The 23,665-nt window shown below is 74.8% G+C and carries 22 protein-coding genes and 1 pseudogene; 13 read left to right on the forward strand and 10 right to left on the reverse strand.

Annotation, left to right across the window (positions count from 1 at the left end):
• Both BFL37_RS04800 and BFL37_RS04805 read right to left on the reverse strand, forming a co-directional pair.
• Positions 1-208: pseudogene (locus tag BFL37_RS04800) on the reverse strand (hypothetical protein); the annotation flags it as partial.
• Positions 209-410: 202 nt separating this feature from the next.
• Complete coding sequence (locus BFL37_RS04805; RefSeq protein WP_086514022.1) at positions 411-1,874, reverse strand: PLP-dependent aminotransferase family protein; 1,464 nt, start codon at positions 1,872-1,874, stop codon at positions 411-413.
• A gap of 62 nt (positions 1,875-1,936) precedes the next feature.
• Between BFL37_RS04805 and BFL37_RS04810 the strand changes: the two genes are divergently transcribed.
• The 5 genes from BFL37_RS04810 (at position 1,937) to BFL37_RS04830 (ending at position 6,769) form a co-directional block, all read left to right on the forward strand.
• Positions 1,937-2,602 carry a YczE/YyaS/YitT family protein gene (locus BFL37_RS04810; RefSeq protein WP_086514023.1) on the forward strand — a complete coding sequence of 222 codons (666 nt, stop codon included), beginning with the start codon at positions 1,937-1,939 and terminating at the stop codon, positions 2,600-2,602.
• 88 nt (positions 2,603-2,690) lie between these two features.
• Positions 2,691-4,751, forward strand: a complete 2,061-nt coding sequence (locus BFL37_RS04815; protein WP_086514024.1) for an APC family permease — start codon at positions 2,691-2,693, stop codon at positions 4,749-4,751.
• A gap of 157 nt (positions 4,752-4,908) precedes the next feature.
• The gene (locus BFL37_RS04820) at positions 4,909-5,793 is read left to right on the forward strand and encodes a hypothetical protein (protein ID WP_086514025.1); all 885 of its coding nucleotides are present in this window, start codon (positions 4,909-4,911) and stop codon (positions 5,791-5,793) included.
• Positions 5,790-6,209 carry a phage holin family protein gene (locus tag BFL37_RS04825; protein ID WP_086514026.1) on the forward strand — a complete coding sequence of 140 codons (420 nt, stop codon included), beginning with the start codon at positions 5,790-5,792 and terminating at the stop codon, positions 6,207-6,209. The genes BFL37_RS04820 and BFL37_RS04825 overlap by 4 nt, the downstream gene beginning before the upstream one ends.
• Positions 6,206-6,769, forward strand: coding sequence for a DUF3618 domain-containing protein (locus BFL37_RS04830; RefSeq protein ID WP_086514027.1), 564 nt, complete (start codon positions 6,206-6,208; stop codon positions 6,767-6,769). The genes BFL37_RS04825 and BFL37_RS04830 overlap by 4 nt, the downstream gene beginning before the upstream one ends.
• A 306-nt stretch (positions 6,770-7,075) precedes the next feature.
• On the opposite strand, the gene BFL37_RS04835 is transcribed toward BFL37_RS04830, so the two are convergent.
• The gene (locus tag BFL37_RS04835) at positions 7,076-8,206 is read right to left on the reverse strand and encodes an FAD-dependent oxidoreductase (protein ID WP_086514028.1); all 1,131 of its coding nucleotides are present in this window, start codon (positions 8,204-8,206) and stop codon (positions 7,076-7,078) included.
• A gap of 210 nt (positions 8,207-8,416) precedes the next feature.
• Between BFL37_RS04835 and BFL37_RS04840 the strand changes: the two genes are divergently transcribed.
• Positions 8,417-8,626, forward strand: a complete 210-nt coding sequence (locus BFL37_RS04840) for a DUF3073 domain-containing protein (protein WP_086514029.1) — start codon at positions 8,417-8,419, stop codon at positions 8,624-8,626.
• Positions 8,627-8,752: 126 nt separating this feature from the next.
• On the opposite strand, the gene purM is transcribed toward BFL37_RS04840, so the two are convergent.
• Positions 8,753-9,862 (reverse strand): phosphoribosylformylglycinamidine cyclo-ligase, encoded by a 1,110-nt coding sequence (gene purM, locus BFL37_RS04845; protein ID WP_086514030.1) that lies wholly within the window; start codon positions 9,860-9,862, stop codon positions 8,753-8,755.
• A gap of 89 nt (positions 9,863-9,951) precedes the next feature.
• Between purM and purF the strand changes: the two genes are divergently transcribed.
• Positions 9,952-11,412 carry an amidophosphoribosyltransferase gene (gene purF, locus BFL37_RS04850; protein WP_086514031.1) on the forward strand — a complete coding sequence of 487 codons (1,461 nt, stop codon included), beginning with the start codon at positions 9,952-9,954 and terminating at the stop codon, positions 11,410-11,412.
• A 42-nt stretch (positions 11,413-11,454) separates the two neighbouring features.
• Here purF and BFL37_RS04855 read toward each other — a convergent pair whose 3' ends face one another.
• Together BFL37_RS04855 and BFL37_RS04860 are read right to left on the reverse strand one after the other, a co-directional pair.
• Entirely contained in the window at positions 11,455-11,763 is a 309-nt protein-coding gene (locus BFL37_RS04855) for a hypothetical protein (protein WP_086514032.1), read from the reverse strand.
• Between the two features lie 58 nt (positions 11,764-11,821).
• Complete coding sequence (locus tag BFL37_RS04860; RefSeq protein ID WP_086514033.1) at positions 11,822-12,202, reverse strand: sterol carrier family protein; 381 nt, start codon at positions 12,200-12,202, stop codon at positions 11,822-11,824.
• 388 nt (positions 12,203-12,590) lie between these two features.
• Here BFL37_RS04860 and purD point away from each other — a divergent pair, with 388 nt between their 5' ends.
• Together purD and BFL37_RS04870 are read left to right on the forward strand one after the other, a co-directional pair.
• Positions 12,591-13,841 (forward strand): phosphoribosylamine--glycine ligase, encoded by a 1,251-nt coding sequence (purD, locus tag BFL37_RS04865; RefSeq protein WP_086514034.1) that lies wholly within the window; start codon positions 12,591-12,593, stop codon positions 13,839-13,841.
• Positions 13,838-14,758 carry a phosphoribosylaminoimidazolesuccinocarboxamide synthase gene (locus BFL37_RS04870; RefSeq protein WP_086514035.1) on the forward strand — a complete coding sequence of 307 codons (921 nt, stop codon included), beginning with the start codon at positions 13,838-13,840 and terminating at the stop codon, positions 14,756-14,758. Before purD ends, BFL37_RS04870 begins: the two co-directional genes overlap by 4 nt.
• A gap of 76 nt (positions 14,759-14,834) precedes the next feature.
• Here BFL37_RS04870 and BFL37_RS04875 read toward each other — a convergent pair whose 3' ends face one another.
• Positions 14,835-15,053, reverse strand: a complete 219-nt coding sequence (locus BFL37_RS04875; protein WP_086514036.1) for a hypothetical protein — start codon at positions 15,051-15,053, stop codon at positions 14,835-14,837.
• 345 nt (positions 15,054-15,398) lie between these two features.
• Here BFL37_RS04875 and BFL37_RS04880 point away from each other — a divergent pair, with 345 nt between their 5' ends.
• The 4 genes from BFL37_RS04880 (at position 15,399) to BFL37_RS04895 (ending at position 20,913) form a co-directional block, all read left to right on the forward strand.
• Positions 15,399-17,978: a PIG-L family deacetylase gene (locus BFL37_RS04880; protein WP_241533860.1), complete on the forward strand. Its 2,580-nt coding sequence runs from the start codon at positions 15,399-15,401 to the stop codon at positions 17,976-17,978.
• Positions 17,975-18,760: a glycosyltransferase gene (locus BFL37_RS04885; RefSeq protein ID WP_086514037.1), complete on the forward strand. Its 786-nt coding sequence runs from the start codon at positions 17,975-17,977 to the stop codon at positions 18,758-18,760. Before BFL37_RS04880 ends, BFL37_RS04885 begins: the two co-directional genes overlap by 4 nt.
• 44 nt (positions 18,761-18,804) lie before the next feature.
• Positions 18,805-19,401: a uridine kinase family protein gene (locus tag BFL37_RS04890; protein WP_241533861.1), complete on the forward strand. Its 597-nt coding sequence runs from the start codon at positions 18,805-18,807 to the stop codon at positions 19,399-19,401.
• 198 nt (positions 19,402-19,599) lie between these two features.
• A complete protein-coding gene (locus tag BFL37_RS04895) occupies positions 19,600-20,913 on the forward strand; it encodes a hemolysin family protein (RefSeq protein WP_086514038.1) in 1,314 nt (437 codons plus the stop codon).
• A gap of 39 nt (positions 20,914-20,952) precedes the next feature.
• Here the strand turns inward: BFL37_RS04895 and BFL37_RS04900 are convergent, their stop codons facing one another.
• Genes BFL37_RS04900 through BFL37_RS04910 form a run of 3 tightly spaced genes read right to left on the reverse strand, consistent with a single transcriptional unit; the run spans position 20,953 to position 23,641 of the window.
• A complete protein-coding gene (locus tag BFL37_RS04900) occupies positions 20,953-21,693 on the reverse strand; it encodes a PhzF family phenazine biosynthesis protein (protein WP_241533862.1) in 741 nt (246 codons plus the stop codon).
• Complete coding sequence (locus BFL37_RS04905; protein WP_086514039.1) at positions 21,690-22,487, reverse strand: DUF1206 domain-containing protein; 798 nt, start codon at positions 22,485-22,487, stop codon at positions 21,690-21,692. The genes BFL37_RS04900 and BFL37_RS04905 overlap by 4 nt, the downstream gene beginning before the upstream one ends.
• Positions 22,484-23,641, reverse strand: a complete 1,158-nt coding sequence (locus BFL37_RS04910) for an AI-2E family transporter (protein WP_086514040.1) — start codon at positions 23,639-23,641, stop codon at positions 22,484-22,486. Before BFL37_RS04910 ends, BFL37_RS04905 begins: the two co-directional genes overlap by 4 nt.
• Positions 23,642-23,665 lie beyond the last annotated feature (24 nt).

The following is a 23,665-nucleotide window of genomic DNA, read 5'->3' on the forward strand; positions in this document are numbered from 1 at the left end:
GAATATGGTCGTCGGGCGCGGGCGCGACCACGACGCTGGCGCCAGCGTCACCCGCCGGCGCGGTGGCGGCGGACGCCGAGGCGGGCACGGCGAGCGCCGCCGAGGCGAGGCCGCCGGCGAGCGCCATCGCGGCGAGCGCGCGCCGACGGCGGGAGGCGGCGGGGGTCGAGGGGGTCGCGGCGGGGGTGGTTCGCGGATGGATGCGCATGGTCGTTCCTCCAGGCTCGTGCGGCTGGCGACCCCCGCAGGGACGGCGCTCGCGGGACGGACGGGAGCCCGGGCGGACAGCCCACCTGGAGGGGACGCGCGGATGCAGGGACGGTAGCGGGGTGCGGCGCACCGCCGTCGGCCGCGTCCCCAGGCGGCGGAGCGGTCGGGACCGGCGCCGGCCCGCGGGACCGGCGCCCGCCTCAGACCAGGATCGACCGGTCCACGACGTCGTGCTCCCGGCCCGCGACCGGCCGGCCCGCGTCGGGCGCGAGGCCGCGCCACGCGTCCTCCAGGATGTCGAGCGCGCGGTCGGTGGCGGCGGGCGGCGCGGTGATGGGGATCCGCAGGAACCGCTCGAACGCGCCGTCGTGCCCGAAGCGGCTCCCGCCGGAGATGGCGAGCCCCCGCGACCGGGCGGCGAGCGCGAGCTCGGTGCTCACGGGCGCGCCGATCCCGACCCACACCGCGAGCCCGCCGTCGACGTGCGGCACCTCCCACCCGGGGAAGCGCCGGGCGAGCGCCTCCTCGACGTGGTCGCGGGTCTCGCGCAGGCGCGCGCGGCGCTCGGCGAGGATCCCGTCCATCCCGCCCAGCACCTCCGCCACCACCAGCTGCTCGAGCACGGGCGTGCCGAGGTCCCGTGCCGAGCGCGCCCGGGCGAGCTCGCGGAGGAGCGGCCGGCCGGCGCGGATCCACCCGACCCGCAGCCCGCCCCACACCGTCTTCCCCACCGACCCGATGAGCACCACCGCGCCCGGCGACCCGTGCACGGCGAGCGGCGGATGCGCGGTCGCCCGGTCGATGTCGAGCTCGGCCGTCGTCTCGTCGGCGACCACGGTCACGCCGTGCGCCTCGGCGAGCGCGACGATCCGGGCACGCTGGTCCTCGGGCATCGTGCGGCCCGTCGGGTTGTGGAAGTCGGGCATGAGGTAGGCGAGCGCGGGCCGGGTCCGCCGGATGGTCTGCTCCAGCACGTCCTCGTCCCAGCCGTCGACGCCGACGCCCGCCCCGACCAGGCGCGCGCCCGCGTCGCGCAGCGCCTGGATCGCGTGCGGGTAGCTCGGCTGCTCGACGAGCGCGCGGTCGCCCCGGTGCACGAGGACGGAGGCGAGGAGTCCGATCGCGTGCTGCGCGCCGACCGTCACCATCACGTCCTCGGCCTCGGTCGGCAGGCCGCGCGCGCGGTAGCGGGCGGCGATCGCCTCGCGGAGCGCCGGCAGCCCGTCGACGTCGTAGCCGTGCCCGTCGAGGTGCGCGGGCAGCCGGGCGGCCGCGCGCATCGCCGCCTCCGCGAGCGCGGGCGCCGCGGGGACGGCGGCGCGGCTCATGTCCGCCACCTCGCGGCCGTCGCCCTCCGCGTGCGGGGCGCCGCGGGGGATCCGCGTCACGCTGCCCGAGCCGCGGCGGCTCGCGAGGTGGCCGGTCCCGCGGAGGGCCGCGAACGCCGCCGCGACCGTGGTGCGGCTGAGGCCGAGCGCGGCGGCGAGCTCCCGCTCGGCGGGGAGCCGCGCCCCCACGGGCACGCGGCCGTCGAGCACGAGCCGCCGGATCCCGTCGGCGAGCGCGGCGTACGCGGGGCTGCCCGGGCGGGTCCACTCCCCCAGCAGCGCCGTGAGCGCGGTCGGGCCGAGCACGGCGGAGGGAGCGGATCCTGCGGGGGTCATGAGGCCACAGCCTGGCGATTGGCCTCTTGTCCCGCAACCCCGACCGCGATTGGATCTCCCCCATGCTCCGTCGCTCAGTCCAGTTCGCCATCGGCATCTTCCTCTACGGCTTCGCGATCGGGATGATGCTGCAGGCCGCCGTCGGCGTCTCCCCGTGGGACGTCCTCAGCCAGGGCGTCACGCTGCGCACGGGACTCCCGTTCGGGCTGGTGACGAACATCATCGGCGCGCTCGTGCTGCTGCTCTGGATCCCCATCCGCCAGCGACCCGGCTGGGGCACCGTCCTCAACGTCCTCTTCGTCGGCTACAGCGCGCAGGTCGCTCTGGCGGTCGTGCCCGCCGTCGAGACGCTCTGGATCCGCGTCCCCCTCTTCGCCGCCGGCCTCGTGCTGCTCGGCATCGCGACGGGCCTCTACATCGGCGCGCACTTCGGGCCGGGCCCGCGCGACGGGCTGATGACCGGGATCCACCGCCGCACGGGCTGGCCGGTCTGGCGCGTGCGCGTCGGCATCGAGCTGGTCGTGCTCGCGATCGGCTGGGCCCTCGGCGGGGACGTGGGCCTCGGGACGCTCGCGTTCGCCCTGCTGATCGGGCCGATCGTGCAGCGCACGCTCCCCCTGTTCGACCTGCCCGTCCCCGCCCGCGCCCCCCGTCGTCGGGGACGCGCGGCCACCCCCGACGACGCACCGGGCACCCTCCCCACGGGCCCGGTCGCCACGGTCGGGTAGTCCGCGGGACGACGCGGATCCAGCCGCCGTACGGCCGGCTCCCGGGACCGTCGCGGCCCGGGCGCGTCGCCATGTATCGTGGCCGCTCGTGACTCCGGACCCCCAGGCTCCCGAGAGCAGTCCCGCCAAGCGGCTGCTCATCGGCGAGAAGCTCGCCAGCGACAAGCTCGAGGGCCAGCTGCTCCCCAAGCACCTCGCGCTCCCCATCTTCGCGAGCGACCCGCTCAGCTCCGTCGCCTACGCGCCGCAGGAGCTGCTGCTCATCCTCACGCTCGGCGGCCTCGCGTTCCTCAGCTTCGCGCCGTGGGTCGCGGCCTGCGTCGTGATCCTGCTGGTCGTCGTGGTGCTCAGCTACCGCCAGCTCATCAAGGCCTACCCGTCCGGCGGCGGCGACTACGAGGTCGCCCACAGGAACCTCGGCGAGAAGGCCGGCCTCGTCGTCGCGTCCGCCCTCCTCGTCGACTACATCCTCACGGTCGCCGTGTCGGTCGCGTCGGGCGTCGACAACATCATCAGCGCGGTCCCCGAGATCGCCCCGTTCCGCGTGGAGATCGCGGTCTTCTTCGTCGCGCTCCTCGCCGCCGTCAACCTCCGCGGCGTGCGCGAGTCGAGCAAGGCGTTCGCGGTCCCGACGTACCTCTTCATCGCCAGCGTCGGCGTGATGATCGTCGTGGGCCTCGCCCGCACGGCGCTCGGCGACCCGCCCGTCGCCGAGTCCGCGGCCTACACGGTCGACACCCCGAGCCTGTCGCAGGTCGCGTTCATCCTCCTGCTGCTGCGCGCCTTCTCGAGCGGCTGCTCCGCGCTCACGGGCGTCGAGGCCATCTCCAACGGCGTCCCGGCGTTCCGCACGCCCAAGGTCAAGAACGCGCAGGCGACCCTCGTGATCATGGGCGGCACCGCCATCGTGCTGTTCGTCGGCCTCACCACCCTCGCGCTCATCGCGCGCGTGCACTACGGCGAGCACCCGTGCGACCTCATCGGCTGGGCGGAGTGCGCCACCGAGCCGCAGAAGAGCCTCATGGCGCAGGTCGCGGCGGCCACCTTCGGGAACGGCAGCCTGATGTTCTACCTGCTGCAGGCCACCACGGCGGCCGTCCTCCTGCTCGCGGCCAACACCGCCTTCAACGGGTTCCCGCTGCTCGGATCCGTGCTCGCCAAGGACGCCTACGCGCCGAAGTCGCTGCTCACGCGCGGCGACCGCCTCGTGTACAGCAACGGCATGCTGCTCCTCGCGCTCGGCGCGACGCTGATCCTCGTCGTCTACCAGGCGAACCTCACGCAGCTCATCCAGCTCTACATCATCGGCGTCTTCGTCTCGTTCACCCTCGGGCAGACCGGCATGGTCGTGCACTGGACCCGCATGCTCCGCGAGGGCTGCGCCAACCGCGGCGAGGTGATCCGCGGCCTCTCGATCAACGCGTTCGGCGCGCTGCTCACGGCGCTCGTCCTCGTCGTCGTCACCATCACGAAGTTCACGCACGGCGCCTGGCTCGTGTTCGCGATCATGCCGGTGCTCTTCCTCCTCATGCTCGGCGTGAACCGCTACTACCGCGACGTCGAGAAGGAGATCGAGGTCGATCCCGTGACCGTCTTCGGCTCCACGGGCGACCACGCGGTCGTGCTCGTCGGCCGGATGCAGAAGCCCGTCCTCAAGGCCCTCGACTACGCCATCGCCGCCGACCACGACAGCATCGAGGCCGTGCACGTCTCCATCGACGACGAGGCGACGAAGCTGCTCGAGCGGCAGTGGATCGAGATGGAGATCGACATGCCGCTGCGCATCGTCGCGTCGCCGTACCGCGACATCAGCTTCCCGCTCATCAAGTACCTGAAGTCGCGGCGCGAGGAGCACGGCAGCGAGATCATCACGGTCTACACGCCCGTCTACATCGTCGGCCACTGGTGGGAGACGTTGCTGCACAACCACAAGGCCCGCCGGATCCGCCAGAAGCTCCTCCTCGTGCACGGCGTCACGCTCGCCCTGGTGCCGTGGCTGCTCGACTCGTCGGAGCTCATCTACGGCCGCCGGTCGCGCCCGGTGCCCGGACAGGACCGCCGCGGCGAGCCCGTGCGCCCCGTCTCGCGGCGCCCCGGCCCGCCGCCGACGACGCCCGTGAAGCACACGAGCGGCCGACGGACGCCGTAGCAGGCGTGCGCGCATAGCGCATCTGCGCGCGAATAGTTAGGGCCCCCCCTTTTTCGACGGGGGGCTATGCACTGCCCTCCACTCGGAGTTGCGTATGGATCCCCGGGGCCCCAGCCCTGCGGGAACTCGACCACCACGAGCACCGAGAGGGAACCACATGTCGAACGACCCCACACCGGCGACGCCCGCGGGCGGATCCATCGCCGACGACGCCTACGCCGCCGCCCCCGTGCCGGCCTCCACCGGCACGACCGGCGGCAGCACGACCAGCGGCAGCACGAAGGACACCGCGAAGGAGCAGGCCGCCGGCGTCGCGGGCGACGCGAAGGCCGGCACCCAGCACGTCGCCGGCGTCACGAAGGACGAGGCCTCGAAGGTCGCGTCCGAGGCGAAGGCGCAGGCGCAGGACCTCATCGCGCAGACCCGCGACCAGCTCCGCGAGCAGACGGGCGTCCAGCAGGAGCGGGCCGCGGGCAGCCTCCGCACGCTCAGCGACGAGCTGCGCGACATGGGCGACAGCTCGGAGAGCACGGGCCTCGCGAGCGAGCTCGTCGCGCAGGTCTCCCAGCGCGCCGGCAGCGCCGCCTCGTACCTCGAGGGCCGCGACCCGGGGACGCTCCTCCGCGACGTCACGGACTTCGCGCGCCGTCGACCGGGCCTGTTCGTCGGGCTCGCCGTCGTCGCGGGCGTCGCCGCGGGCCGCCTGACGCGCTCGCTCACGAGCGAGGCGCACGACGCGAAGGAGGCGGAGGAGGCCCCGGCCGCCACGACGACCGCCACGCCGTCCACCCCGACGACCACGGGCGGCACCGCGTCCGGGTACGTGGCGCCCGCCGCCCCGGCCGCGGCGGCCAGTGGCCTCCCGTCGACGCAGCTCGGCGCGGACGACCCGATGGGCGTCGGCCCCTACGACGACGCGGACGACACCGCGGCCGCCACCCGGACCACCGCGTCCACGCCGCTGTACGACCAGACGCGCCCCGTCGACCCGCTGACCGAGACCTTCGGCGCGGGCGGCACGTCCGACGGATCGCGCGCATGACCGACGGGCGCACCCCCTCCGAGGAGAAGGCCGCGACCACGAGTCTCGGCGACCTGCTCGGGAACGTGACGAAGGACGTCTCCACGCTCATGCGCCAGGAGATCGCCCTCGCCAAGGCCGAGATCGGCGACTCGGCGAAGAAGGCCGGGAAGGGCGCCGGCCTCCTGGGCGGCGCGGGATACGCGGGCCTCATGGCCGTGTTCTTCCTCTCCGTCGCCCTCATGGTCGGACTGTCCTACTGGTTCGACAACCTGGCCTGGGCCGCGGTCGTCGTGGCCGTGATCTGGGCCGTCATCGGCCTGGTCATGTACCTGCAGGGCCGCAAGCAGCTGAAGACCGTGCAGGGCGCGCCCCGCACGGCCGAGAGCGTCAAGAAGATCCCCGAAGCGATGAAGAGGAACGAGGCAGACCGATGAGCGACAACCCCGAGCAGATCCGTGCGGAGATCGAGCGCACGCGCAACGAGCTGAGCGTCGACGTGGATGCGGTGGCCGACAAGGTCACCCCCGCGAAGGTGGCCCAGCGCCAGACTGACAAGGTGCGCGGCGCCTTCTCGAACGTCAAGGACAGCGTCCTGGGCTCGGCGAGCGACGCGCGCGCGAACGTGGGCGACGCCGTCTCCGGCACCGCGGGCGGCGCGAAGGCGAAGGCGCAGGGCAACCCGCTGGGCCTCGGCCTCGTGGCCTTCGGCGCAGGGCTCCTGATCGCCTCGCTGATCCCGGCGAGCGACAAGGAGAAGGAGCTCGCCTCGACCGTGAAGGACAAGGCGCAGCCCCTCGTCGAGAAGGCGACCGACGCGGCCAAGGACGTGACGAGCGAGCTGAAGGAGCCGGCGCAGCAGGCCGCCGCCGCGGTCAAGGACACCGCGACGGACTCCGCGGGCACCGTGCGATCCGAGGCGCAGTCGACCGCGCAGGACGTCTCGACCTCCGCGCAGGACGCGAAGCAGGCCGTGCAGGACGACGCGCGGAGCTGATCCGCCCACCCCGGAGGGGAGCCGTGCCATGTGGCGCGGCTCCCCTCCGCCGTGCCGCCGGTCGACGCACCCGTGTCCTCGGAAAGGGGGACACGGCTGTAGACTCGTTTGCGCACGAACTCTTCCCCCGAGAGTCCGTGCAGGTCGACCAGGTCGCGGGGTGCGCCAGAGTCGGCCCACCCCGCGCCGGTCGGATCACGTCCGGACCGACCCGCAGGGTCCGGATGGACGTGGGGGCCCGCCGCGAGTTCCCGCGGACGGCGCCGGCCCCCACGCCCCCTCCCTACGCGCCGCGGCGCGACGCCCTCAGCCGAGGGCCGCGACGACCTGCCGGGCGACGCGGCGTCCCGCGCGGTTCGCGCCGATCGTCGACGCCTGCGGACCGTAGCCCGCGAGGAACACCCGCGGATCCCTGGCCGACACCCCCGACTCGACGCGCACCCCGCCCTCCTTCTCCCGGAGGCCGAGCGGCGCGAGGTGCCGGATCTCGGGGCGGAAGCCGGTGGCCCAGATCACCGCGTCCACCTGGTCGCGCCCGCCGTCCGCCCAGACGACGCCGTCCTCCTCGAAGCGCGCGATGGCGCCGCGGCTCTCGAGCACGCCGCGCCGGATCCCCGCCACGATGCGGCGCGTGCGCGGCACGCCCGTGCCGCTGACGATGCTCGGCAGCGCCTCGCCCGCGCGCGCGGCCTGGTCCTGCAGGTCCACCGCGCGCACCGCGGCCTCGACGTCGAGCTCGCCCGCCTCGAGGAAGTCGACGGGACGCCGCGTCGACCACATGGTGCGCACGGCCACCCCCTCCAGCTCGAGGAGGAAGCCGATGGCGGAGGTGCCGCCCCCCACCACGAGCACGCGGAGCCCGCGGAGGTCGGCGGCCGCCCGGTAGCCGGAGGTGTGCAGCTGCCTGCCGCGGAACGTGCCGAGGCCGGGGTACGACGGGATGAACGGCGATCCCCACGTGCCGGTGGCGTTGACGACCAGCCGGGCGACGCGGTCGCCGTCGGTGGCGCGCACCTGGAGCGGGCGCGCGGATTCGGAGGGGTGCGCGGCCCGGCGGCGCGACGCGGCGGGCGGCGGCACGTCCGCGTCGAGCACCGCGCGCACCTCGACGGGGCGCGCGACCCGCAGGTCGAAGTGCTCCTCGTACCTGGCGTAGTGGTCGCGGACGACGTCTCGGGCCGGGAGCCGCCGGTCCGCCGTCTCGAACGAGATGCCGAGCTGGGCCATGCCGGGGAGGTCGGCGACGCGGTGCGCGGATCCCAGCCGGAGCGCCGCCCACCGGTGCTGCCAGGCGCCGCCCGTCGAGGGCCCGCGGTCGAGCACGACGGCGTCGGTGCCCATGCGGAGGCCGAGTCGCTGCAGGTGGTACGCGACGGAGAGCCCGGCCTGTCCGGCACCGATGACCACGACCTGGGTCTCTGCCGGCTCGGAGGTCATGGGACGACCAGGCTAGCGCCCGCTCCCGGCCAGCAGGGGGATCCCCGGGGGAGGCCGTACGATGCGGATGCGCGCTCTCCGGACGGGGAGGACACGCCCGGGACGACGAGGGCCCCATGTTAGGGTAGCCCCTAGGTTTTCTCCAATCCCTGTCCGCTGCATCCAGCGTTGTCACCGCCCGTCGGGGCCTGAGTCGTGAGGGGGTCTCGCATGGGGCGCGGCCGTCAAAAAGCTAAGCACACCAAGATCGCGCGAGAGCTGAAGTCGTTCAGTCCCAATGTGGACTACACGCAGCTGGAGCGTGAGCTGACCGCACATGAGGCGGTCGACGAGCAGTACGCGGCGGAGGCCGCGAAGTGGGACGAGTACGCCGACGAGCCGGACGCCTACGTCCCGGGCGACGAGCAGAAGCGCGCCTGATCCCGCCGCCGGCCCCGGCCGGATGGGCATCGGACCCGTCTCCTCGTGAGGCGGGTCCGCTCATGTGCGCCCGCATCCCGCGCGGCGGACAGGGCACGGCATCCGCCGCGCGGGGCGCGACGCGGATCAGTCGCGGTAGCGGCCGGTGAGGCGCACGGCCCCGCCGTCGACGCCCTTGGCGCCCTGCTCGAAGCCGGCGCCCGCGGGAGCCTCGCCGACCGTCACGCGGCCCGCCTCCCACGTCGGGATGCCCGCGGCGGTGAGCGCGCGCGCGATGCCGTCCGCGGCGGCGGCGTCGACCACGGCGATCATGCCGATGCCGAGGTTCCAGGTGCCCTCCGCGCTCTCGAGCGTGGACCCGGCGATGCCGGCGAGCGCCCGGAACACCGCGGGCGGCGACCACGTGGAGCGCTCGAGCTCGCTGAAGGCCCCGCGGGGCAGCACGCGCGCGAGGTTCGCCGCGATGCCGCCGCCCGTGACGTGGCTGATGGAGTGCACGCCCGGGCCGAGGTCCGGCTGGCCGAGCACGTCGAGCAGCGGCGTCGTGTAGAGGCGGGTCGGCTCGAGGAGCACCTCGCCGACCACGCCGCCGAGCTCGGCCGACGTGTCGCCGAAGCCGATGCCGGCGACGCTCAGGATGTGGCGGACGAGCGAGAAGCCGTTGCTGTGCAGGCCGCTGGAGGCGAGGGCCAGCACGACGTCGCCGTCGCGCACGCGCTCGGATCCGAGCACGGAGTCGGCCTCGACCGCGCCGACCGCGGCGCCGGCCACGTCGTAGTCGTCGGGCCCGAGGAGGCCGGGGTGCTCGGCCGTCTCGCCGCCGACCAGCGCGGTGCCGGTGTCGGAGCAGGCGCGGGCGATGCCGGCGACGATGTCGGCGATGCGCACCGGCACGACCTTGCCGCAGGCGATGTAGTCGGTCATGAAGAGGGGACGCGCGCCCACCACGACGATGTCGTCGACGACCATGCCGACGAGGTCCTGGCCGATGGTGTCGTGCTTGTCGATCGCCTGCGCGATGGCGACCTTGGTGCCCACGCCGTCGGTGGAGGTGGCGAGCAGCGGGTGGCGGAACCGGGTGAGGGCGCTCGCGTCGAACAGGCCCGCGAACCCGCCGAAGCCGCCGATGACCTCGGGGCCGTGCGTGCGGGACACGGCCTCCTTCATCAGCTGGACCGCGAGATCGCCGGCCTCCGTGTCGACGCCGGCCTCTGCATACGAGCTCTTGGTGGTCACGCGTACAGGGTAGCGGCCGGGCGCGTCGCTCCCGTGTGGGAGACTGGCCGCTCCCCCACCTCTTCTACTCTTCAGGAGTCAGCCGAAGCATGTGCGGCATCGTCGGCGTCGTATCGTCCGAACCCGTCAACCAACTCGTCTACGACAGCCTCCTGCTCCTGCAGCACCGCGGTCAGGACTCCACCGGCATCGCCACCGCCGAGGGCAACACCTTCCACGTGAAGAAGCTCAGCGGCCAGGTCCGCGAGGCCTTCCGCACCCGGGACATGCGCTCGCTGCTCGGCACCATGGGCCTCGGCCACGTGCGGTACGCGACCCGCGGCAGCGCCGCCGACGAGGACGAGGCGCAGCCGTTCTACGTGAACGCGCCCTACGGCATCGTGCTGGTGCACAACGGCAACCTCACGAACACGCGGGAGCTCGCGCAGGAGCTCTTCCACGTGGATCGCCGCCACACCAACACGAGCTCCGACACCGAGCTGCTCGTCAACGTGCTGGCGCACGAGCTGCAGTCGCAGGTGTCGGGCCTGGCGCTCGATCCCGAGCAGGTCTTCACCGCCGTCGAGCGGGTGCACGAGCGCGTGCAGGGCTCGTACGCGTCCATCGCGATGATCGCCGGGCACGGGATGCTCGCGTTCCGCGACCCGTTCGGGATCCGCCCGCTCACCCTCGGCCGCCGCGAGCTCGCCGGGGGCCGCATGGAGTGGGTCGTGGCGAGCGAGTCGCTCGTGATGGAGTCGCTCGGCTACGAGATCGTGCGCGACGTCCGCCCCGGCGAGGCCGTCTTCATCACGATGGACGGCGAGATGCACTCGCGCCAGTGCCACCCGGCGCCGCGCCTCATCCCCTGCGCGTTCGAGTTCGTGTACCTGGCGCGGCCCGACTCGGTCATGTCCGGCATCGGCGTCTACGACGCGCGGCTGCGCATGGGCAACCGGCTCGCGGCCACCATCGCGGAGCACAGCCCCGCGGGCGACATCGACGTGGTCATGCCGATCCCCGACTCCTCCCGCCCGTCGGCCATGCAGGTCGCGCAGACGCTCGGCATCGAGTACCGCGAGGGGTTCTACAAGAACCGCTACGTCGGCCGGACGTTCATCATGCCGGGGCAGGCGCAGCGCAAGAAGTCGGTGCGCCAGAAGCTCAACGCCATGAGCTCCGAGTTCAAGGGCAAGAACATCCTCATCGTCGACGACTCCATCGTGCGCGGCACGACGAGCCGCGAGATCGTCGACATGGCCCGACAGGCCGGCGCCAACAAGGTGACGTTCACCTCGGCGGCTCCCCCCGTGCGCTACCCGCACGTGTACGGGATCAACATGCCGTCGCGGCAGGAGCTCATCGCGCACGGGCGGAAGATCCCGGAGATCGCGCAGGAGCTCGGGGCGGACCACCTCATCTACCAGGAGGTGGCGGACATGCGCGACGCGATCCTCGAGGGATCCACCGGCGTGGAGGACCTCGAGATGAGCTGCTTCACGGGCGAGTACATCACCGGCAACGTGACGCCGGAGTACCTGTCCTGGCTGGAGCGCACGCAGCTGAGCTGACCGGGCGGCGGGGCCGGGGCGACGCGGTCCGCGGGGCGCGGATCAGGCGCCCGGCTCGCCCCGCTCGCGCTCGGCCGTCAGCACGCGGGAGCGGCGCGAGGCCGCGCGGTCGAGCACGAGCGCGAGCAGGGCCGCCAGCCCGCCGAAGAGCACGACCGCGAACAGCGCGAGGAACGCCAGCACCTGGGCCTCCGAGAACTCGGGGTTCGACGGGAAGGTGAGCGTGAGGACCATCGCCACGATGATCCCGAGGACCGCTCCGACGCCCATGAAGCGGAAGTAGCGGGGGGACCGCCGCACGAGGACCTCGGTGCGGCGCTCGTCGTCGGGCTGGGGTCGGGCGTCGGTCATGCCTCCATCATCCCCCGCCCCACCGTCACGGGGCGAACCGCGGCCCGGGTCGTCCGGCTCAGCGGTCGGCGGGGAGCTCCCACGGCACGGGGAGGAGTCCGCGGAGGTCGGCGCGCAGGCCGGAGGCGCGCACGGCGCCCGCCTCGACGCCCGCCTCCCAGCTCGTGCCGCCCGTGGCGAGGGCGATCCACGTGGCCGGGTCGGTCTCGATGACGTTCGGCGGCGTGCCGCGCGTGTGACCCGGGCCCTCGATGCACTGCACGGCGCCGAACGGCGGCACGCGCACCTCCACGGTGCCGCCGGGCGCGAGGTCCGCCAGCGCCTGCAGCAGGAAGCGGACCGCGGTGGCCCGCGTCTCCCGGTCGGCGTCCGCGCCCCGGGCGAGCGCGGCGCGCACGGCGGGCTGTCCGACGGTGGGGTGGATGCGCGCCTTGGCCATCGCCCCAGGATGCCAGAGCGGCGCCGTCCGGGCGTCCGCCGCCGGCCGCCGCACCCCTCCTACTGGGGCGTCGCGACGTGTCCGTCCTTTGGGGGACATCCATTACCGTGTATGGAAGTGCCCCGCGGTGACGCGACCCGCCCGGCACCGCACGACGTCCTCCCTCCCACCGTCTCCCCGGGCGACGGGAGGGGCCGGACGACATGCCCGTCGGCGGACCCGAAGAACGCCGGCGAGGCAGGGGGCCGACCCATCCCGTTCCCGCGGCGGGTCGGCTCCCGCCCTCCGCTCCCCCTCGCCGGGGCGCGGATCCGGCGCGTCCGGCGGCGCGCCCGGCAGCCCTCCACGGGCCCCCGTCCGGCGGGGTCCGCGTCGATAGGGTGGGGGCGTGAAGATCCTGGTACTCGGTTCCGGTGCGCGCGAGCACGCCATCGTCACGGCCCTGCTCCGGGAGGACGCGGGTCACATGATCGTCGCGGCCCCGGGCAACGCCGGGATCGCGCGCGTCGTGCCCGTCGTCAAGATGGACATCGACGACCCGGTCGTGGTCGCGGAGCACGCGCTCGCGGAGGGCTTCGAGCTGGTCGTCGTGGGGCCCGAGGCGCCGCTCGTCGCCGGGGTCGCGGACGCGCTGCGCACGCGCGGCGTCCCGGTGTTCGGGCCGGGCCGGGCGGCCGCCGCGCTCGAGGGATCCAAGACCTTCGCCAAGCGCATCATGGAGGAGGCGGGCGTCCCCACGGGCCGCGCCGCCCAGGCCGGCACCGTCGAGGAGGTCGAGGCCGCGCTCGACGAGTACGGCGCCCCCTACGTCATCAAGGCCGACGGCCTCGCCGCGGGCAAGGGCGTGCTGGTCACGGCCGATCGCACGCTCGCGCTCGCGCACGCGCGGCACTACCTCGGCCAGGGCACGGTGCTCGTCGAGGAGTTCCTCGCCGGGCAGGAGGTGTCCCTCTTCCTCCTCTCCGACGGCCACGACGTGGTGCCCCTCTCCCCCGCGCAGGACTACAAGCGCCTGGGCGACGGCGACGCGGGGCCGAACACGGGCGGCATGGGGGCGTACTCGCCGCTGCCCTGGCTCCCGGCCGGCTTCGTCGACGAGGTCATCGACACCATCGCGCTGCCCACCGTGCGGAAGCTCGCGGAGGAGCAGACGCCGTTCATCGGGCTGCTGTACTGCGGGCTCATCCTCACCGCGGACGGGATCCGCGTCATCGAGTTCAACGCGCGCTTCGGGGATCCGGAGACGCAGGTCGTGCTGCCCCGCCTCGTCACGCCGCTCTCGCAGCTGCTGCTCGCCGCCGCGTCCGGCGAGCTCGGCGGCGTCGCGCGGCCGGAGTTCTCGGACGACGTCGCCGTAACCGTGGTCGTCGCGAGCGAGGGCTACCCGGAGGCGCCGCGCACGGGACGCCTCATCTCGGGCGTCGAGGAGGCCGAGGCCGTCGCGGGCGTGAGCATCGCGCACGCCGCCACCGCGGAGTCGGACGCCGGCCTGGTCGCCACGGGCGGTCGGGTGCTGAGCGTCGTCGCCACGGGCCACGGGTTCGAGGAGGCGAGGTCGCGCGTGTACGAGGCCGTGGGGCGGCTGTCGCTCGACGGGTCGCAGCACCGCACGGACATCGCCGCGCAGGTCATCCGATGAGCGCGCCCGTCCCCGCGGGCCACGCGGCCGAGTGGGACCTGCCCGGCTGGGACCACGCGTACTCGGGCAAGGTGCGCGAGCTCTTCAGTCCCGCCGTCGACGACACCGACGACCGCGCCCTCGAGGGAGAGCCGCACGTGCTCGTGGTGGCGACCGACCGCGTCAGCGCCTACGACTTCGCGCTCGAGCCGGGGATCCCGCAGAAGGGCGAGCTCCTCACGCGGCTGAGCCTGTGGTGGTTCGACCGCCTCGAGGTGCCGAACCACCTCGTCGACGGCGCGACCCTCGAGCGCATCGGGATCCCCGAGGCCGTCGCCGGGCGCGCGATGCTCTGCCGGGTGCTCGAGATGCTGCCCATCGAGTGCGTAGTGCGCGGCTACCTCGCGGGATCCGGCTGGGAGGAGTACCGCGAGCACGGCACGGTGTGCGGCATCCCGTTGCCGGCCGGCCTCCAGCAGGGCGACCGCCTCCCCGAGCCGATCTACACGCCCGCCTGGAAGGCGCCGCAGGGCGAGCACGACGAGAACATCACCTTCGCGCGCACCGAGAAGCTCGTGGGCCACGAGGAGGCGGCCCGGCTGCGCGACCTCTCGCTCGACGTGTACCGCCGCGCGTCGGCCATCGCCGAGGAGCGCGGCGTGATCCTCGCGGACACCAAGTTCGAGTTCGGGATCGACCCGCGGACGGGGATCACGACGCTGGCGGACGAGGTGCTCACCAGCGACTCGTCCAGGTACTGGGACGCGGAGGCGTACGCGACGGGCAACCGCACGGACAGCTTCGACAAGCAGATCGTGCGCGACTGGCTGGCGGCGAACTGGGATCGCACCGGCACCCCGCCCGTGCTGCCGCAGGAGATCGTGGAGCGGACGGCGGAGCGCTACCGGGAGCTCATCGCCCGGCTCACGGGGCGGTAGGCGCGAGGGACCGGTCCTCGTCGCCGGGCGGCCGGGTGACGGCCCCGTCCTGCTGACGGGGGCTGGCGCGGATCGGCTAGAGGTTCTCGTAGCCGCGGACGACGCGGTCGATGGCCACCTCGGCCACGTCGCGTGCGTCCGTCTCGGGCAGCTCGTCGATCGCGCCCTCGATGTCGTGGCCGCCCATGCGCAGGACGGCGAGGCGCTCGAACTCCTCGACGGCCTCGGGCGCGGGCTGGTCGGCCGGGCCCTGGGCGGCGGCCTCGTCGGCGTGCTGGTCGGCGTGCTGGTCCATGTGGATCCCCTCTGTCGTGCGTGGGCGGTGCGGATCGCGCCCCAGCCCTGTCGTCAGGGTCCCACACCCGCGTGGCCGGGGGATCCGAGGCGGCCAGACTGCCACAATCGCGCGCGGACACGCCCGCACGGATCCGGCACGAGAGCGGCACCCGCATGCACGCCGGGGCGGATCGCCGGGCCCGGGTGCCACGGGCCCCGGACGCTTGTAGGTTCGGAGGACGGCCCCGCCTCGCCCGGCCGTACCCTCGACGATTTGGCGCCCCTCCCCGTGACATCCGGTCCCCTGCCCGCTTCCCCCCTCGACGCGAACGCCCCGGCGCGCGTCCGACTGACATCCGGCGCCGTGCCGCCAGGCGACGACGCTCCCGGTGCGGCCGTCTCGCTCGTGCGCGCGACGCTCGCGGCGACGCCCGCGGGGTCCGGCTGGACGACGGAGCGCGCGCTGGCCCTGGGCGTGCGGCTCGGCGACGCCGGGGCGCGTCCCGGCACCGGCGCGACCGCGGACCTCTGGGAGGCGCTCGCGACGCTCGCCGCGGCCGACCTCGGGATCGCCCGCGCGGTCGAGCCGCACCTCGACGCGCTCGCCATCCTCGACCAGGAGCGCGCCGCCGCGGGCGCCGGCGGGCTGCCCGCCGGCTCGGGCGTCGACGACGGGGCCGAGCCGCGCACGTGGGGCGTCTTCGCGGCGGAGGGCGGCGGGGATCCGCTCGTGGCCGCCGCCGCTCCCGGCTCCGACGCCGTGCGCCTGTCCGGGACGAAGCCGTGGTGCTCGCTCGCCGGATCGCTGACGGACGCGCTCATCACCGCCGCCGACCCCGACGGCACGCGCGGGCTGTTCGCGGTGGACCTCCGGCATCCCGGCGTCGAGGTCGTGCCCGGCGCCTGGGTCGCCCGCGGGCTCGTGGAGGTCCCGAGCGGGCCGCTGCGCATGCGGGACGTGCCGGCGCGGCGCGTGGGCGAGCCCGGCTGGTACCTCGAGCGGCCCGGGTTCCACTGGGGCGGGATCCAGGTCGCGGCCTGCTGGTACGGCGGCGCGGTCGGGCTGGCGCGCACGCTGATCCGGGCCGCGTCCCGCGAGGGCGCCGACCGCCTGCTCCTCATGCACCTGGGCGCCGTGGACGCGGCGCTCGACGGCGCCCGCGCCTCCCTCGCCGAGGCCGCCGCCCTGGTCGACCGCGGGCGAGCCTCGGGCGAGCAGGGTCGCCTGCTCGCGAAGCGGGTGCGGGCCGTCGTCGCCCGGGCGGTGGAGGAGACGCTGACGCACGTCGCGCACGCGCTCGGGCCGGCCCCGCTCGCGCAGGACGCGGATCACGCCAAGCGCGTCGCCGACCTCGGCCTCTACGTGCGGCAGCACCACGCCGAGCGCGACGACGCGTCGCTCGGCGGGGCGCTCGCGGAGGCGGCCAGGCGGCGGGCGGCGGATGCGGAGGCCGCGGTCTCGGCCGCGGCGGACGCCGACGTGACCACGGCGGCCGCGGATCCGGCGACCCCGACGGATCCGGCTGCTCCGACGGATCCGGCTGCTCCGACGGATCCGGCTGCTCCTACGCGCGTCGCCTTCGACGCGCGCGAGCCCGGCACCGACGCGGATGCGTGGGACGCGGATCCGCGCTGGGACGCGCTCGCCGCCCCCGACCTCACGGGACTGGCAGGGCTCCTCGTGGTGTCCGCGCACGCCGACGACGAGTCGATCGGCGCCGCGGGGCTGATGGCGACGGCGGCCGCGCGCGGCGTGCCGGTGACCCTCGTGATCGTGACGGACGGCGCCGCCTCGCACCCCGGATCCCCGACGCGCACGCCGGACGAGCTCGTCGCCGTCCGCCGCGACGAGGCCCGCGCGGCCCTCGACGCGGTCGCGCCCGACGCCCGGCTCGTGCTCCTCGGCCACCCCGACGGCGGCGTCCGCGAGCGGCGCGACGCCGTGCGCGACGACCTCGCCGCGCTCCTCGCCGACGCCGCCCCGGGCACCTGGGTCGCGGCGCCCTGGCGCGGCGACGGGCACCGCGACCACCGCGTCACGGGCGAGGTGGTCGCCGAGCTGGTGGGCGCGCTGCCGGCCGAGCGCGGGATCCGGCTCGTCGAGTACCCGGTCTGGATGTGGCACTGGGCGACGCCCGACGACCCGCGCGTGCCGTGGTCCGCGATGCGCGCGCTGCCGCTCGACGCGGGCGTGCGGGAGGCGAAGGGCGCCGCGATCCGCGCGCACGCCAGCCAGGTGGATCCGCTCTCCGACGCCCCCGAGGACCGCGCGGTGCTGCTGCCCGGGTTCCTCCGGCACGCGGACCGCGACCGGGAGGTGCTGATCGTGGGCGACGCCGACGCCACACCCACCGCCGCCGAGCGCTTCGACGCCGCCTACGCGCGCACCGAGGATCCGTGGCGCGTCACCACCCGCTGGTACGAGCGCCGCAAGCGCCTCGCGACCCTCGCGGCCCTGCCCGACGAGCGCTACGGCCAGGCGCTCGAGATCGGCTGCTCCATCGGCGTGACCACCGCGGGCCTCGCCGAGCGCGTCGACGAGCTGCTGGCCGTGGACGTCGCGCCGACCGCGGTCGAGCGGGCGCGCACGCGCCTCGCCGACACGCCGCACGTGCGGCTCGAGGTGCGCGACGTCGGCGCCGACTGGCCGGCCGGAGCCTTCGACCTCGTCGTGATGAGCGAGGTCGGCTACTACCTCGACGACGCCGCGTTCGACCGCGTGCTCGCCGCCCTGCCCGACGCCCTCGGCGCCACCGGCACGCTGGTCGCCTGCCACTGGCGGCACCCCGAGGGCGACTTCCGCCGGACGGGCGACGAGGTGCACGCGCGGCTCGCCGCGATCCCCGGCCTGCACGTGCTGGCGCGGCACGAGGAGGACGACTTCCTGCTCGAGGTGCTGTCGGCGGATCCGCGCTCGGTCGCGACCCGCACGGGCCTCCGGTGACGGGCACGGCGGCCGCGGCGGCCGAGGCCGAGCCGGCCCCGCGGATCCGGGCGGTGACGGTCGTCATCCCGGCGCGCGACGAGGAGGAGCTCGTGGGGCGCTGCCTCGCCTCGGTCGAGGTCGCCGCCGCGCGCGCCCGGGCCGCGGGGGTCCGCGTGCGCGTGATCCTCGTGGCCGACGACTGCCGGGATCGCACGGCCGAGGTCGCGCGCGCCGCCGGCGTCGAGGTGATCGAGAGCGCCGCCGGTCGCGTGGGCGCCGCGCGCGCCCGCGGGGTCGACGCGGCCCGCGCCGGCTGGGACGGCGGGGACGCCGAGCACTGGATCGCGTGCACCGACGCCGACTCGGCGGTGCCGCCCGCGTGGATCACGAGCCAGCTGGAGCTCGCGGACGCGGGCGCCGACGTGGTCGTGGGCACCGTGCGCCCCGAGCTCGCGGACCTCAGCCCCGCGCAGGTCGCGGCCTGGCGTGCCACCCGCGTGCCCGGCGAGGCCAACGGGCACGTGCACGGCGCGAACCTCGGCGTGCGCGCCGACGCGTACGTCGCCGCCGGCGGGTTCCCGGCGGTCGCGGAGCACGAGGACGTGGACCTCGTGGCCCGGCTCCGCGACCGCGGGGCGGCGATCACGGCGTCCGCGGCGGGTGAGGTGCTCACCTCGAGCCGACGCGAGGGGCGCACGCCCGGCGGGTACGCGGGGTACCTCCACGTGTCGCTGCTCGAGCGGGCGCGGGAGCGGGAGCGCGCCGCGCGCTGCGGCACCGGCTGCGTCCCGGCCGGCTGACCCGGCCCGCGCGCGTCGGCGGTCCGGCCCCCTACGCTCGCCGGATGGACGCGACCGAGCTCACCCGCCACGCGGCCGCCCTGCGCGCGGAGGCCGACCGGCCGGTCGTCGTCGGCGTCTCGGGCTACGGCGGATCCGGCACGTCGACGCTCGCCCGGCGACTCGCCGCCGCGCTCCCCGGCTCCGTCCGCCTGCGCGGAGACGACTTCCTCGACCCGTCGCGCTCGCACCGCAGATCCTCCGACTGGGACGGCGTCGACCGACTCCGGCTCGTGGAGCAGGTGCTGGATCCGCTCCGCTCCGGGCGCCGCGCCGCCTTCCGCCGCTACGACTGGACCCGACGAGAGCTGGGCGCACCCGAGCCGCTGCCCGCGACGGACCTCCTGGTGGTCGACCTCATCGGCCTGCTGCACCCCGAGGCGCGGCCGTGGATCGACCTCGCCGTGTGGTGCGACGTGGACCTCGGGACGGCGTCGGCCCGCGGGATGGCGCGGGATGCCCGTCTGGGCCGCGACCACGCCGCCCTGTTTCGCGACGTCTGGATCCCGAACGAGCGCGACTTCGACGCCGGCTTCGCCCCGAGGCGGTCGGCCGACGTCCTCCTGGCGGACGCGCCCGCCCCGCCGCCCGTCCGCCCCTGAGTTCCCGGCCCGGCTATTTCCCCACCCGCTCCGCTACCATCTCCGCATGCACAGAACCGCGCGGGAGCCCGCTCCCGACAGCCACAGTCCCGGCGCCCGGACGACCCCGGGCACGCCCCGAACCCTCCGCGCCACCGCTCCCCTCCGCACCATCGCCCACGGGGACCGTCGCACCACCCGCCCGACCGGCGCCCGCTCGTGAACGGCGACCTCCTCCTCAACATCGTCCTGGTCGTGGTGTTCGTCCTCGTCGGCGGCGTGTTCGCCGCCACCGAGATGGCGCTCGTCACCCTCCGCGAGGGCCAGCTGAACGCCCTCGCCGCCCGCGGCCGCCGCGGCGAGAAGGTCGCCGCGCTCGCCCGGAACCCCAACACCTTCCTCGCGGCGGTGCAGATCGGCGTGACCGTCGCCGGGTTCGCCTCCGCCGCGTACGGCGCGTCGTCGATCGCCCCGTCCGTCGTGCCGCTGCTCGAGTCATGGGGCCTCGAGGCCGGCTTCGCCTCCACGCTGGCGACGCTCCTGCTCACGCTGATGATCGCCTACCTCTCCCTCGTGCTCGGCGAGCTCGCGCCCAAGCGGCTCGCGATCCAGCGGAACGCGGGCTTCGCGTACGCGGTCGCGCCCGTCCTCAACGGCTTCGCGATCCTCATGCGCCCGGTCATCTGGCTGCTGTCCGTCTCGACGAACGTGGTCGTGCGCCTGCTCGGCGGCGACCCGAACAAGACCGGCGAGGAGATGAGCGAGGAGGAGCTCCGCGACATCGTCTCCAGCCACGAGGGCCTCCCGGACGACGAGCGCAGGATCCTCGACGACGTCCTCTCCCTCCGCCACCGCCAGCTCAGCGAGGTGATGAAGCCGCGGCCCGAGATCGCCGCGCTCGACGGCACCGGCACCGTCCGCGAGGCGGGCATCGACGTGCAGGACCGGCCGTACTCGCGCTACCCGGTGGTCGACAAGACCATCGACGACGTCATCGGCTTCGTGCACGTGCGCGACCTGTACCAGGCGATCGCAGCGGATCCGGACCGGCCCGTGTCCGAGATCCTGCGCCCCATCCCGTACCTCCCCGCCACCGCGCGCGTGCTGCCGACGCTCACGATGATGCGCGCCCAGGGCCACCAGATCGCCGTGATCGTGGACGAGTACGGCGGCACCGACGGCATCGTGACGCTCGAGGACCTCGTGGAGGAGGTCGTGGGCGAGATCTTCGACGAGTACGACACCGACTCCGCCACGCGCGACCTCGCGGAGGACGGCGGCACGATCGACGGACGCCTCAACTTCCAGGACTTCGAGGAGGCGACGGGCGTCAAGCTGCCCGACTCCGCGTCGGACACGGTCGCGGGCTTCGTCATCGAGAACCTCGGCCGGCTCGCGCAGGTCGGCGACACGGTCGAGGTCGACGGCGTGACCCTGCAGGTGACGGCGCTCGACCGGCGGCGGATCTCCGAGATCCTGGTCATCCCGCGCGAGGAGCCGACGGTCGAGGACGCGGAGACCGAGACGGCGTAGCCGCGCGACGGTCCATACGGGCGACGGCGGCCGGGCGGGTCAGGGCAGCGGGATCACGCGGTCCGGCACCGTGCGGCCGCCGACCTCCGCCCGGTCGTCGGCGAGCAGCCGCGTGACCAGCTCGCTGCCGCGGCCCTGCGTGATGCGGAGGTCGCGGCCGAGGTGGGCGGTGACGCGGAGCGCGGCGGATCCGGTCGCCTCGTCCTCGGGCACGCCGAGCGCGGGAGCGGACATGCGCGCCCGGATCGCGCCCGCGGCCTCGTCGATCCACGCCCACGCGTAGAGGTGGTCGACGCCGGACGCCCCCGCGAGGGCCGGCAGGTCGAGGGCTGCGAGCTCGGCGACGGATCCCACGGGAAGCCACGCGAACTCGGGCCCCCACGCGGGATCGGCGGTCACGCGCACCTCGTCGCCCGCGCGGTCCACGCGCACGATCCCGGCGGGCACCCGCAGGTGGTCGACGGGCGCTCCGCGCGACCCGAGCCACCACGCGGTGCCGACGGTCGGGTGCCCGGCGAACGGCAGCTCGCGCGCGGGCGTGAGGATGCGGATCGACGCCCCGAGCGGATCCGCGCCCGGCGCGTCGACCCGGTCGACGAACACCGTCTCGCTGAACCCGAGCGCGCGGGCGATCGCCGGTTCGCGCCCGTCGGTGCGCGGTGACGCGAGCACGATGCCGAGCTCGTTGCCCTGGCGTCCGTCCGTGTCCGCGAAGACGCGCACGACGTGCACCTCGTCCGGCCGCACGCCGTCGAGGGCCGCGGGCGGACCCGGCGTCACAGCTTGGCGTAGCGCGCGCGGGCGCCGCAGTACAGGCCGTAGGCGATGAGCCCGAGGCCCGTGATCGCGAGCACGGCCACGCCCGCGGGCAGGCCGGCGAGCGCCTGGAGGGCGCCGTCGAGGCCGGTGGCGCGGCTCGGGTCGGCCGTGACCGCGCCGATGACGAACAGCACGCCGACCGCGACGAGCGCGACGCCCTTGGCGACGTACCCCGCGACGCCGAGCGCGGTGATCCCCCGCCCGAGCGATCCCGGCGGCACGGCCAGGTCCTCGCGGAAGCGCTGGGTCGCGCCCTTGAAGCCGAAGTAGACGCCGACCGCGACGACGGCGAGGCCGAGGATCACGAGCAGCGCGACGCCGCCGGGCGCGGCGAGCAGCCGGGCGCTGATCGACTGCGTCTGCTCGGACGAGTCGGCGGATCCGCCGGTCGCGAAGCGCAGCGCGGTGACGGCGATCGCGAGGTAGGCGATGGCCTTGCCGAGCTCCTTCGCGCGCGCCGCCCAGGTGCGCTTGGCGTCCTCGCCGCGCGCGAGCACGGTCTCGACGAGCTGCCAGAGGCCGAGCCCGAGGAGGCCCACCACGACGACCCAGAGCAGCACGCGACCGCCGGGCGATCCCGCGATGGAGCCGAGCGCGCCGGACTGGTCGGCCTCGCCGCCGCCGCCCGTGGCGAGGCGGAACGCGATCACGCCGATGAGGAGGTGGAGCAGGCCGTTGACCGCGTGCCCGAGGCGCGCGGCGACGGCGAAGCCGGGCGAGCGCTGGAGGCTCGACGCGGCGCCGGTGGCGCTCATCGGTCGGCCCGGGTGGTCGCGGCGGAGCGGCCCGTGAGCCTGGCCGTGAGGCCGCGCGCGACCTTGGCCACGGGTTCGAGGGGCGCGGGTGCCGGCGGCTCCGGCTCCTCCTCGTCGGGCTCCATGACGATCTTCCAGGCGGTCCAGGCGACGGCTGTGAGCGGCACGGAGAGGATCGCGCCGACGATGCCGCCGAGGATCGTGCCGGCCGTCAGGGCCAGCAGCACGACGAGGCCGTGCAGCTTGAGCGCGTTGCCGAGCACGACCGGCTGCAGCAGGTTGCCCTCGAGCTGGTTCACGGCGACGACGATGATGATCACGATGATCGCGGTGGTGAGGTCGTTGGTCACCAGCGCGACGAGCGCCGCGAGGATGCCCGCGACGGTCGCGCCGACGATCGGCACGAACGCACCGATGAACACCACGAGCGACAGCGGCAGCGCGAGCGGCACGCCGAGGATGAAGAGGCCGGCGCCGATGAACACGGTGTCGACGAGCGCGACCGTCGCGGTGCCGCGGATGTAGCCGCCGAGCACCTTGGATCCCTCGTGGCCCACGCGCACGGCGCGCTTGCGGCCGCGACCGCGGAACGGGCGGATGAAGAAGGCCCAGATCTGCGGCCCGTCCTTGACGAAGAAGAAGAACACGACGAGCCCGAGCACCGCGCCCGTGACGACCTCGGCGGCGGCGGAGACGCCCGCGATGGCACCGGATCCGAACTGGCTGCTGGTGAGGAAGTCCACGGCCGACTGGCGGAGCGAGTCGATCTGCGCCGAGTCGATGGGCAGGCCGCCCTCCTCGATGAACGCCTGCAGCTGGTCGACGCCCTCGCTGGTGGCCTTCACGAGCGTCGGCCACTGGCTCTGCACGCCGAAGACGACGGCCGTGATGGCGCCGCCGAACAGCACCAGCCCGGTGAGGAGCGCGATGACCGCGGCGAGGCCGTCGGGGACGCCGCGGCGCTCCATCCAGAGCACCATCGGGCGCACGGCGCAGGCGAGGATGAGCGCGATGATCACCGGGATCACGACGAGCTTGAGCGAGATGGCGGCGTACACGATCGCGATGGCGACCACGAGGACCGCGAGGATCTGCATGCAGCGGATGGAGAGGCGGCCGAGCTTGTCCTGCCATACGGACTGCGGGGTGGTCATGCGCTCCACCCTACGGGCGGTCGG

The sequence above is a fragment of the Clavibacter michiganensis genome, from assembly GCF_002151125.1.
GTDB lineage: Bacteria > Actinomycetota > Actinomycetes > Actinomycetales > Microbacteriaceae > Clavibacter > Clavibacter michiganensis_C.